Origin of the sequence: Coprothermobacter sp., from assembly GCA_013824685.1 — a bacterium.
Lineage (GTDB): Bacteria > Caldisericota > Caldisericia > Cryosericales > Cryosericaceae > Cryosericum.
The window spans coordinates 15,894-28,198 of record PNOG01000010.1 but is presented as its reverse complement, the minus strand read 5'-3'; the positions used below and the strand labels follow the sequence as shown (position 1 = coordinate 28,198).

General features: G+C 59.2%; 9 protein-coding genes. 4 read left to right on the top strand and 5 right to left on the bottom strand.

The window, feature by feature from the left end; translation table 11 throughout:
• Position 1 precedes the first annotated feature (1 nt).
• Genes C0398_03530 through C0398_03515 form a run of 4 tightly spaced genes read left to right on the top strand, consistent with a single transcriptional unit; the run spans position 2 to position 6,433 of the window.
• Positions 2–1,531, top strand: a complete 1,530-nt coding sequence (locus C0398_03530; GenBank protein ID MBA4365065.1) for a 1,4-alpha-glucan branching protein — start codon at positions 2–4, stop codon at positions 1,529–1,531.
• A complete protein-coding gene (galT, locus tag C0398_03525; protein ID MBA4365064.1) occupies positions 1,531–2,535 on the top strand; it encodes a galactose-1-phosphate uridylyltransferase in 1,005 nt (334 codons plus the stop codon). The genes C0398_03530 and galT overlap by 1 nt, the downstream gene beginning before the upstream one ends.
• Positions 2,532–3,950, top strand: a complete 1,419-nt coding sequence (locus C0398_03520; protein MBA4365063.1) for a glycogen synthase GlgA — start codon at positions 2,532–2,534, stop codon at positions 3,948–3,950. The genes galT and C0398_03520 overlap by 4 nt, the downstream gene beginning before the upstream one ends.
• Complete coding sequence (locus tag C0398_03515; protein MBA4365062.1) at positions 3,947–6,433, top strand: nucleotidyltransferase; 2,487 nt, start codon at positions 3,947–3,949, stop codon at positions 6,431–6,433. Before C0398_03520 ends, C0398_03515 begins: the two co-directional genes overlap by 4 nt.
• Positions 6,434–6,711: 278 nt before the next feature.
• On the opposite strand, the gene C0398_03510 is transcribed toward C0398_03515, so the two are convergent.
• Genes C0398_03510 through C0398_03490 form a run of 5 tightly spaced genes read right to left on the bottom strand, consistent with a single transcriptional unit; the run spans position 6,712 to position 12,299 of the window.
• On the bottom strand, positions 6,712–7,440 hold the full coding sequence (locus C0398_03510; GenBank protein ID MBA4365061.1) for a purine-nucleoside phosphorylase: 729 nt from the start codon (positions 7,438–7,440) through the stop codon (positions 6,712–6,714).
• Positions 7,441–7,461: 21 nt separating this feature from the next.
• Positions 7,462–8,841: an ADP-ribosylglycohydrolase family protein gene (locus C0398_03505; GenBank protein ID MBA4365060.1), complete on the bottom strand. Its 1,380-nt coding sequence runs from the start codon at positions 8,839–8,841 to the stop codon at positions 7,462–7,464.
• Entirely contained in the window at positions 8,838–9,728 is an 891-nt protein-coding gene (locus tag C0398_03500) for an ABC transporter permease (protein MBA4365059.1), read from the bottom strand. Before C0398_03500 ends, C0398_03505 begins: the two co-directional genes overlap by 4 nt.
• A complete protein-coding gene (locus C0398_03495) occupies positions 9,725–10,762 on the bottom strand; it encodes an ABC transporter permease (protein ID MBA4365058.1) in 1,038 nt (345 codons plus the stop codon). Before C0398_03495 ends, C0398_03500 begins: the two co-directional genes overlap by 4 nt.
• Positions 10,743–12,299 (bottom strand): ABC transporter ATP-binding protein, encoded by a 1,557-nt coding sequence (locus tag C0398_03490; protein ID MBA4365057.1) that lies wholly within the window; start codon positions 12,297–12,299, stop codon positions 10,743–10,745. Before C0398_03490 ends, C0398_03495 begins: the two co-directional genes overlap by 20 nt.
• Positions 12,300–12,305 lie beyond the last annotated feature (6 nt).

Sequence of the window (12,305 nt, the reverse complement as noted above, 5' to 3'; positions counted from 1 at the left end):
CATGAATGGTCGCTTTGTCCTGGTTCTGCATTCGCATCTGCCCTACGTCCTTGGCAAGGGACGCTGGCCTTTCGGCGAAGAGTGGTTGCACGAGATCGTATTGGACACGTACCTTCCCCTGCTGGAGGGGCTGGAATGCCTTGCACGCGACGATATACCCGCCTCAATCGCAGTCGGCATCACTCCCATTCTCATGGAACAGCTCAAGTCCCCCGCATTTGTCGACAGCTTCCGCATGTGGGTCGACACAAAACGCAAGGCACTGGAACGGGACGTCTCACGCCTGCCGGATACGCCAGAGGCTCACGGCCTCAACACGTTCTACCGTGAAGAACTGGACCAGCGTCTTCGACAGTTCGACGCGCTGGGCGGTGATCTGGTGGGGGCCTTCGCCAGCTTGCAGGAGCGGGGACGCCTGGAGGTGCTGACCTCCTGTGCCACGCATGGCTACATGCCACTATTCAGCAACGACGAATCAAGGCGCCTGCAGATCCGGGCGGGAGCGGCGACGTATGAGCACTGGATGGGCCGAAAGCCCGTGGGCTTCTGGTTGCCGGAATGCGGCTATCTCCCTGGCGTCGAGCGCCTCCTCGCCGAGCAAGGATTGCGCTACTTCATTGCGGATGCACCCGCGTTCGATGCCGGCACTGCACAGCAGTACGCTGGCGGGCACATTCCCGCTGCAACGAGCGCTGAGGCTCCATGGACACCATGGGACATCGGCGCAGGCGTCGCAGTCTTCCTGCGTAACCCCGCAACGAGCAAGCAGGTCTGGTCACGTGACCTCGGCTATCCGGGAGACGGCGTCTATCGCGAGTTCCACAAGCGGTGCGAAGGCTCGGGGTGGCAGTACTGGCGCATTACGAGCAAACAGACTGATCTGGGAGCAAAGGAGCTCTACAGCCCGGACGAAGCGCGCAAGCGCGCTGCAGAACATGCCGCGCATTTCGCTTCACTGGTCAGGGACCTCGCGGCGCAACGACAGAGGCTCACTGGCGACCCGGGTGTAGTCGTAGCAGCCTACGATACCGAACTCTTCGGACACTGGTGGTATGAGGGGCCGGGATGGATGGCCGCCGTGCTCCGCGACTTGGCCACGCAGGAATCCGTCTCGGCAGTCACCCCGACAACAGTCCTGGCCGAGCGCGATCTGCCCCTCGGGCGACTGCGCGAATCCAGCTGGGGTACCGGGGGTGGACACGATACGTGGATGAACTCTGAGACCTCCTGGATCTGGGACATGATCCACAGCGATCAACGCCGATTCGTCAGGCTTCTTCCAAACCTCAATGGCTCTGCCGGCGACACACTGCTGCGAGAGGTCCTGCTCGAGGAGAGTTCTGACTGGCCTTTCCTCATCACGACAGGTCAGGCTCGTTCGTACGGGATGTCGAGGTTCCTGGAACATCATCGCAAGGTTCGAGACCTGCTCGCAGCAGCAGAAGGAGAGCCATACCACACCTCTGAACAGGAACGGCCAGTAGACCACGTTTTTGAGCATCTTCATCTTGAAGACCTGAGGCGGATGTGATGCCCGAGCTGCGCAAAGACCCGATCATTGGACGGTGGGTCATCATTGCCACAGAACGCGCACTGCGCCCAGGCAACTTCAAGACAGACAAGGAGGACCGTCTTGCCGATCTGTCCAAGTGTCCATTCGAACCTGGGAACGAGGCAAGTACGCCGCCGGAGATCCTCTCATACCGCAGGGCCGACTCCAGGCCCAATGAGCCGGGATGGTGGGTGCGCGTCGTCCCCAACAAGTTCCCGGCGCTGAAAATCGAAGGTACGATGGACAAACGCGGTGAGGGCATGTACGACATGATGAACGGCATCGGCGCGCATGAGATCGTCATCGAGACTCCCAACCATGACGAGGAAATGGCACTGATGCCTGAGATACAGATCAAAGAAGTGCTGTGGGCCTGGCACGACCGCATCATCGACCTCGCCCGCGACAAGCGGTTCAAGTATGCCATGGTGTTCAAGAATAAGGGCGCGCGGGCTGGTGCGTCTCTGCAGCACCCCCACTCCCAGATCATTGCCCTCCCCATCGTGCCCTTGAGTGTCCAGGAAGAACTGACTGGCGCTCTGCAATACTATGAGTACAAAGACCGATGCGTTTTCTGTGACCTCATTCAGCAAGAGCTTTCCGACCGCAAGCGTGTCATCGAGGACAGTGAACGGTTCATCAGTGTCGTACCATTTGCCCAGCGCTTCCCTTTTGAGACGTGGATCTTGCCCAAGCAGCACGAAAGCGACTATGCGCGGACAACCCGGAACGACGTTCTGGAACTCGCGGGTCTTCTGAAATGTACCCTGCAGCGGCTGCGCGGAGCACTTGACGACCCGCCCTTCAACCTGGTCCTCCACATGGCACCTCTCAACACGGAGAGTCTTCCCCATTACCACTGGCATTTTGAAATCATGCCTCGCGTCACGCACACTGCTGGATTCGAGAGGGGGACCGGGTTCTACATCAACCCGACGATACCAGAGGAGACTGCGCAGTTCCTGCGTGAGGTACAGCTGTGAAAGTCTTCTTTGTAGCCTCGGAAGCACTTCCCTATGCCAAGACGGGCGGTCTCGGAGACGTCACGGGCAGCCTTCCTGCAGCTCTGCATGTCCTCGGGGCGGACACGTTCCTGATTCTGCCGTTCTATCGCACCATCATGGCAAAACACCTGCCACTGGAGCAGGTCATGACTGGCACATTGACGATGGGCGGCAGGGCCCTGCCCTACACGGTCCTCCGCCACCAGCAGACGTACTTCATCGCTCAGAACGAGTTCTTCGAACGTGATGGCCTCTACAATACGCGCGAGGGTGACTATCCAGACAACTGGCTGCGGTTCGCCTTCTTTGCGCGTGCAGCACTCGAGACCATCATCGCACTTGGCGGCGCTGACGTCATCCACGTGCACGACTGGCAAGCCGCGCTGCTGCCCGTCTATCTGCACATCCTCTATCCGGAGCGCCGGGAGAAGACGCTGCTGACGATCCACAACATCGCCTACCAGGGGCTCTTCTCCCCCGAGATCCTGCCTGATATCGGACTGCCGAGTTCAGTCTTCAGCGTCCATAGCCTCGAGTTCTACGGCAAGGTGAATTACCTCAAAGGGGGCATCGTCTGGGCCGACGAAATCAATACCGTCTCTCCGACGTATGCCCGCGAAATCCAGACCGATGAGTACGGTTTCGGGCTTCACGGCATTCTCGCCACGCGGCGTGAGCACCTGAGTGGCATTCTCAATGGTATCGACTGTTCCTACTGGGATCCGTCCGCGGATGGAGCACTACCGCATATGTACAGCCCCTCATCGCTTGCTGGAAAGCTGCAGGACAAGGAGAGTCTGTTGCAGGAAACTGGACTCGCGACAGAGCCCGACCGTCCCTTGTTCGTCATGGTGTCACGACTGGTTGCTCAGAAGGGAGTCGATCTCATGCTGGGCACATTCGACCACATGATGTCGCTTCCCATGAACCTGATGATCCTTGGCACGGGCGACACAGAAATCGAGACAGCTCTGACGGCGAAGGCTGCCGCTTATCCCGGACGTTTCGTGCTGAACCAGAGGTTCGACGAAGGTCTGGCACACCGCATGTATGCCGGATCGGATTTCTTCCTCATGCCCTCGAGGTTCGAGCCGTGCGGCCTGTCGCAGATGATTGCGCTCCGCTATGGCAGTGTCCCTGTCGTACGGCGAACGGGCGGCTTGAAGGACACCGTTCAGGATGTCCATCCCAAGACAGGGACCGGGAACGGCATCAGCTTCGACGATGCGACGCCATCCGAGTTCCTTGACGCAGTGAGGCGCGCCGTACGGCTGTACGCCGATCGCGACACATTCCGACGTATCCAGGCCATTGGCATGGCCTGCGACTTCTCATGGCAGGCTAGCGCGCGCGACTATCTCGCACTGTACCATTCCATGGAGGTGCCCTCATGAAAGCAGTCATCCTGGCAGGAGGTTTTGGTACCCGCTTACGCCCATTGACCATCAATCTTCCAAAACCGATGGTTCCATTCGCCAACCGCCCCATGATGCTGCACATCATACGACTGCTCAAGAAGCACGGGTTCGATGACCTCGTTGTCATCCTGTATCACCAGCCCGATGCCATACGCAGCTACTTCGGTGATGGCAGCGATTTCGGTGTAAAGATCGACTATGTCACCAGTCAAGAGGACCTGGGGACCGCCGGAGCCGTTGGGCTCGCGCGAGCCAGCCTGCAGGAGACGTTCCTGGTCATTGCCGCCGACATCGTCACTGACATCGACCTCACGAAGGCAGTTCAGTATCATCGCGAACACAAGGCAGCTGCGACAATCACGTTGTCGCGAGTGGAGAACCCTCTGGAGTATGGCATTGTTATCACTGACCCCGAAGGGCGTATTGTACGTTTCCTCGAGAAACCATCTTGGGGAGAGGTGTTCTCTGACACTGTGAACACCGGGATCTATGTCCTGGAGCCTTCCGTGTGGAATGACATTCCTGAGGACAAGGAGGCCGACTTCTCCAAGAACCTGTTCCCCACCCTGCTGGCGCACAATCAGCCGCTGTTCGGGTACATCGCTCCTGGCTACTGGCGCGATGTCGGCAACATCCGCGAGTACAAACACGCGCACGGAGACGTGCTGAAAGGAAAGGTCGACCTTGAACCCCAAGGCGAACGTATCGGCCGCATCGGCAGTGATGTCTGGGTCGGCGAAGGAAGCAAGATTTCGAGCTTCAAGGGATTCGATGGGTCGGTCCTCATCGGCAAGGACACAACTGTCGGCGAAGCACACGTGCGCAGCTCCTTCATCGGCGACCACGCCGTTGTGCAGAGTGGAGCGGACATCGACAACTCAGTCCTGTGGGACGGCGTCGTCGTAGAGTCAGGAGCCCATATCTTCAACTCGATCGTGGGCAAGAACGTCCATGTCGGCAAGGATGTCCTTCTCGAGGGCGACAACACTGTGGCTGACGATTGCATTATTGGACAAGGATCAGTCCTCAAGTCCCAGGTCCAGATCTGGCCGGGCAAGACGGTCGAACCAGGTTCCACGGTCACGAGCAACGTCGTCTGGGGCAAGGCTTGGTCAAGAGCTCTGTTTGGATCCTATGGCATCGTCGGCGTCAACAACGTCGAAGTCACTCCGGAGATGTGTGCCAAACTGGGCTGCGCCTATGGCACGTTCCTTGGCAAGGGTTCGGTCGTTTTCACTGCGCGCGACGACCACCAGTCTTCACGCATGCTCAAACGTTCGGTCATCGGGGGCCTCATGAGCGCCGGCGTACGCGTCATGGACCTTCAGGCAGCCCCAGTGCCCCTGGCACGATTCGCCGTCAAGTCGTTCGCGGGAAGTGGTGGCGTTCACGTCCTGCGCTCACCCTTCGACCGCCGGCTCACGACGATACGATTCTATGACCGATCAGGGTTCGATCTTTCCACCACGCAGGAAGGAGCCATCGAGCGTCTTTTCTTCCGGGAAGAATTTGCCCGCGCCGACGTCGAAGAGGTGGGGACCATCGATATTCCGCCTCGTGTGGTAGAGTCATATCGTGACTACTTCCTGAGCTCTCTGGATGTAGCCGCCATCCAGTCGTCTGGCATCCGGTTCGTCGTCGACTACTCGTATGGCACTCCCGTCCAGCTCTTTCCTGCCATTGCAGGAGAGTTCGGCCTCGAGATCATTTCACTGAACGCCTACGCTGACGGGCGCAGGGCAGTGAGGACGGCGTCCGATTTCCGAGACGCCAAGCGAAAGCTGTCTTCCATGGTCAAGTCGCTTGGAACATCGTTCGGCGTGATCCTGGACGCCTCCGGCGAGAAAGTCTTCATCGTGGACCGGAGTGGTGAGATCCTTTCAGATACTCGTACCACAGCACTCATAATTGGCTCCGTGCATCGGTCCGGGGTCCTGAACTCGGTAACCCTTCCCATTACGGCATCGATCGAGCTGGAACGGTACGTCAGGGACCAGGGTGTCGATGTGCACTGGTGCTCGACTCTGCCACGCAACATCATCCGCGAGGCGACAAACACCGACGCCGGCGCGGACATCCTGGGAGGCTTCATCTTCTCCCGCGCTCTCCCCTTCTATGACGGTATGCTGTCCATCGGTTTTCTCCTTGAGACGCTTGCCAAGACAGGGGAAGACCTCGTCACGCTGAAGCAGGAGACACCGGTCCGGGATCCCACTCACATCGAATTGCCATGCCCGTGGGAGTCGAAGGGAACGATCATGCGCCGCATGAGCGAGCTCCATCGTGACACAGCGGAGTTCGTTGAAGGGGTCAAGGAACGCGAGGAAGACGGGTATACCCTCGTGCTGCCTGACAAGGACCGACCGGTCCTGCACATCTATTCCAGCTATACGACCGACGAACGTGAACACGACCGACTGGCCAACGTAGAGAAACAAATCCGTTCCTGGATGCAATAGCCGAAGTCTCATTGCCGGAAGAGGCATCGGGACGACGCCATGGAAGAGGGCAACAGCTTCAGGCCGGACAACGCAGGGTCAGACTGTTGGCTTCAACCTGTGCAGTGGTACTATGATGCCTGAAGGTTCAGATTCGATAGCAATCACGGACTTCGTGGGGGCGGCCGAGGACCACTACGCTCGCTGGTAGTCGATTCATGGTTGAGCACAACGACTCAGAGTAAATGTCCCGGGGATATGGTGTCCGGGGCGTTTGTTCTCGACCAAATGTCAGACGCCTACAATCCCGCTTTCGATGCCCTGACCAGCGTAGAGAGACCGATGCGAATGCTCTGCTCCTCGGCCGTCTTGAACAGGCCCTCGGCACTCTTCGGCTTGATTGCGTCTTTCGTGACACTACCGTCAACAGCAAAGAGCGCAGACGTGCGGACGCCACGGAACTGACCGACGATGAAGAGGCACCCGCTTTCCATTTCGATCGCCTTGACCCCCGACTGCATCATCAGGCTCATCTTGTCTTTGTCGTAATTGCGGTAGAATGCGTCACTGCTGATGACGACTCCATGCTTCGCCATCGGAACGATATCCCGGGCTGCTTCCATGGTGACGCGAAGGAGGTCGGCATCCGGCACTGCCGGGAATGACAGTGGGAGGTACTGGGGAGACGTTCCATCGTCGCGGATACTCCCTGTGGCAACGACAATGTCGCCGGCGTCGACGTCCGACGCGACTCCGCCGGCCGAACCCACCCTGAGCAGCACGCGTGCGCCAAGGTTGCACAGTTCCTCCACGACGATCGCTGTCGATGGAGCCCCCATGCCCGTCGTGGCAACCGACAGCCGTTCACCCTCATACGTCCCTGTGAACACAAGCAAATACCGGTACTCATTGACCAAACGAGCACCCTGGAGCAGCTTCGACACCTGCTCGGCTCGCTGGGGATTGCCAACCAGCATGACATGCTGAGCAAGATCCTCAGCTTCGAACCTCATATGAAACTGTGCCATGGAATCTACCTCCCTGGGATACTACAGCATGCCACGAGCCAGCCGCGCCGTTCGCTCCGCCAGGGCGTGGATCGAAAGTCGTTCCTTGCCTGGAACATATGTTTCGAGCAGATCGCCGATGGGGTCCGCCCATGCGGCGGGGACTCCACTCATCGCACCCAGGACCGTTCCGACAAGACCGGCATTGCAGTCAATGTCGAGCCCGCCGCGGGCCAGCAGGGCAAATGATTCCGTGATGTCCCGTTCACCATACCAGAGTGATATGACGTCCGCCGCCATGTTCGGGTAGGCATGGATCCAGTTGTACTGCTCAAACCGCTGTTCAGCCCACGCAAGCACTGAAGAGACATCTGATTCCCGCGTGACCATGTCCAGACACTCGTGCAAAACGAAGGCGTATTCACTCCCCCGAGGAACATATCCCGCCGCTTCGACCGCAACGACACGCGGATCGTCGCGGACATAGGCGAGGGCCGTGAGCGCTGCCGCATACATGCCCCCATACACGCCGTTTGCCGCGTGGGACACGACCCCGTCGAGATGGGCAAGCCTTACCGCCTCCAATGGACGCCCGGGCGCCAGCATCCCGCAAATCATCCCGCGCATCTGAACACCAATCCAGTCCGAATATGGGTTGCGGTAGTTACCCGACTCGGGCGGCATGAGACCGGCACGCAAGTTCTGGAGAGCAACCCACTCTGCCGACCAGCCGAAGGGTACCTGCCGCAGCCACTCCTCGGCAATGTCCTGCGACGTGAGGCCGCGTCCATGTAACTCGAAGGCGTCAAGGAGCGTCAGCTCGTAGACAACGTCGTCATTCATCGTCTCAGGATCTGTCACGTAGGAACGAACGTCGCCATAGACCTCTGAGATGCGTTGGCCTGTGTATCCCTCGATAGCAGTTCCAAATGCACCACCCGCAAGCTGGCCGACCCATCCTGCCAACGTTTTCTCCTCGACGCCATCCGGCTGCTCCTCCTGTGGCGTGTGAGCCGCCGGCAGACGAGAGAGGACATCATCCCACGGGGCAGGGTGCTCGAACCCGAGGTAAGAGCACAAGGGATCCTGCGGCGCGGCAAACAGTGCGTCAAGGTAGTGAGCCGTGAGTACCCGAAGCGCAGGAGCATCTCCACTGCGTGCCAGGTGCAAGCCTTCTGGGATAAGCGATACCGCCACACTCTCGTCGAAGCCCCGATTCTCCATCGACTGGGCTGCCTCGCGATAGAGGCATTCCGGAGCGCCTGATCCCGGCACAGAACTCTCCCACAACATGAGCATCACCTCATCCTGCCCTTTCTCGGCAGCGGTCTGCTCACACCAGCTGCTTGGATGCAGGCGCCGATCCAGCGGAACGGCAGAACGCCGTATGTCACGTTCCGCTTGCCATGCCTTGATTCTCATGCCTGCCTCCTCTTGCGGACGGAATACAGATACAGGGAAACGAGTGTCGCGACGTAGGGGATCATGGCCGTGAACTGGGTAGGAATCCGACCGCCCTGCAGGAAAACCGTCAGGCCGTCGAAGAACCCAAACAGCAGAGAGATGACGCCAATGCCCCAGGGGTTCCCGCTGACCAGAATGACGGCCGCCAGCGAGATCCAGCCGCGCCCTGCCGACATGTTTTCGGAAAACAGCCGCACTGACCCGAGCGAGAGATACGCGCCTGCCAGACCGCAGCATACGGCACACACGATGAGCGACCAGACACGTATCGTCGATGCCTGGACGCCACTCGAATTGAGGCATGCAGCGTTGTAGCCTGCGCCACGGAGCCGCAGTCCGAAACGAGTCCGGAAGATGACGAACGCAGACAGCACAGTCACCAGAACTGCCACATAGATAATGAGGTTGTACCCGCTGAGCAGCCTGCCCAGAAAGGGGATGCCGTCAATCAGCGGCAGTCTTACGGCAGGAATCGCGCGGATCCCGGCATCGGTGAAGGCTCCCTTGACGTGAAAGATGTCGCGCAGCAAGAATGTCGTCAGACCCACCGCAAACAGGTTCAGCGCTATGCCTGTCAAGAACTCATCCGTATGGAGTCTCACGGCAAACACAATGAAGATGCCGGCCATGACCAGCGCCCCGGCTACCGCGCATAGAATGCCCAGGACCCAGCTGTGCAGGAAGAACGACCCGAGAACCGCGCAGAACGCGCCAACCAGCATCATTCCTTCCATGGCAATGTTGAAGATACCGGCATAGAAGGTGAACGTCCCGCCGATGGCTGCAAGAAGGATCGGGGTGGCTCCGACGAGCATGGCCGAGACAAGTCCGAACAGGACGTTCACTCGCGACTCTCCCTTAGTTTTCGCCTGGTCGCCAGCCGGTCGAACACCAGGTTCAGTGAAACCCTCCCCGCGACGACGACCAGCACAATGACTGCCTGTAGCACGTCAATGAACTCCGAGGGTACGGCAGTGACGAGTTCCATGCCTATGGCGCCCTGCTGCAGCGCGCTGAACAGCAACCCATAGAGGAACGTCCCCGAAATGCCATTGTTGGCTACGACTGCAATCATGATGCCATCCCACGCATAGTTCGCACCCAGCCCCTTCACAAAACGATGGGGCCCACCCATGATCATCAGCCCCCCCGCAAGTCCAGCGAGAGCCCCGGTGACCAGCATGACGCGAACATAGTTGGCATCTACCTTGCATCCCCCGATCCGTGCAAACAGAGAGTTCTGCCCGGTCATGCGCCATTCGTAGCCACTGCGGCCCCTGCTCATGACCAGCCAGCAGACAACTGCTGCAAGAACCATGAACAGGACGCTCGTGCTCAGGCCTCCCAGATCCGGCAGCCACGCCGCGGTATTGATCGGCCTGGTCATGGGACTCGAAGCAGACGGGTCAAACAGTGGGTACGTAATGACCCACAGCGCGAAGTAGTCCGCGATGAAGTTGAGCATGAGGGTGACAATAAACTCATCCATGGCAAAAGCACGTTTGAGCAGTGCTGCAAGACCCGACCACAACGCCCCACCCAGAAGAGATGCCAGAATGCAGAGTGGAATAAGGAATGCCGAGGGCAGATGGACGAATAATCCGACCAGTGTTGCCCCCAGGGCCCCCATGACGAGCTGACCCGGCTGTCCAAGGTTCACGGGCCCAGAGGCAAACGCGATCGAAGCCGAGAGCCCGGTCAGAACAAGAGGTACGGCTCGCGTCCAGGTGGCAGTGAATCCCGACCCACTGAACAACGAGTACTGGAGCAGTGCACCATAGGTCGCAAACGGATTGAACCCCTGAAGCGCCAGCACAAGCGCTCCAATGGCGAACGCCGCCAGGACGCCAAGAATCCCGCTAAGAGCCTGTTTCCGCATGTACAGCTTCCTTTCCCCCGAGCATGTAGTACCCCACTTCCTCACGACTTGTTTCATCCGTGGCAAGGTCTGCGACCACTGCGCCTTGGCACATGACGACGATGCGGTCGGCCACCATGAATAGTTCGTCGAGGTCGGCCGATACCAGCAGGACAGCCCGTTTCTTGCTCCGCAGGTCCAAAAGCAGCTGATGGACATACTCGATGGAACCGACGTCCAGGCCTCGCGTCGGCTGGTCCATGAGGACGAATGGCGTTTCCAGCAGTAGTTCACGACCGAGAATCACCTTCTGCTGGTTGCCGCCCGACAATGAGCTGAACGCATCCGACGAGTGCCCCATGCTGACGGCAAACTGGTCTCGGATCTGATCGACAAACTCGGCTGCATGCCGGTAGTTGAGTCCGAGTCCCCTCCAGGTGCGGAACCGTGGATCAAGGATGTGATGTGTCATAATCGCATCCTCCAGGATGGATGCCGCCACACTTGCGCCCATCTTCCCCCGGTCCTGGGGAACGAACGCCATCAGCATCCGTCTGGTCAGGATGTCGGCATGCGCGATGTCCTTCCCCTTTACCTCCAGCGTTCCTGATGTCATCGGGGCAAGACCCATGATTGCATTCACCAACTCGAACTGACCATTCCCCTCGACGCCGGCCACCCCTACGATCTCGCCGGCACGCACTTCGACGGTCGCGTCATGCAGTCTTGCGCAGTGCTCGGGGTCGCGGCAATTCAGCCCTCGCGCACGGAAGACGATCTCTCCGGGTTCCTGAGGCTGGCGCCGCGACGTGAACAGGACCTCTCTGCCCACCATCTGTCGAGCCAGATCCTCTTTCGTGAGTTCGGATGCAGCGGACGTACCGACGACCTTGCCACGCCGCATGACAGTCACGCGATCGCTCAAGGTCAGGACCTCGTCCAGCCGGTGCGAAATGAAGATGATCGTGTGTCCTTTGTCCCTGAGACGTGCCAATTCGGCGAACAGCTGAGGGATTTCCTGGGGTGTCAGAACCGCTGTCGGCTCGTCCAGAACAAGCACGGAGACATTCCGGTAGAGCAGTTTGAGGATTTCGACCTTTTGGCGTGCAGCTACCGAGATATCCCCTACCAGAGCGTCAGGTTCCAAGTTGAACTGAAACTCCTCGATCTTCTGGCGCACTGCTTCACGCGCCCTGTCAGCATCGATTGTCCCGAAAGCGCGGACAGGCTCGGCGCCCAGGACGATGTTCTGCCATACCGTGTACTCTGGAATGAGCAGGATCTCCTGGTGCACCATACCTATCCCGGCGGAAATCGCTTCACGTGGCGTCCTGAATTCGACCCTGGCACCCCTGAAGAAAATGTTCCCTGCGTCTCGGCGCTCGAGGCCATAGAACACCTTCATGAGTGTGCTCTTCCCGGCTCCGTTCTCTCCGACCAGCGCGTGGATCTCGCCGGATTCGAACGATACCGACACGTCAGAGAGTGCGACGGTGTCCGGAGGAAACACCTTGGTGATGTGCTGCAGGTCGATCAGGACGTCACGTGCCACGAACAGTCTGTC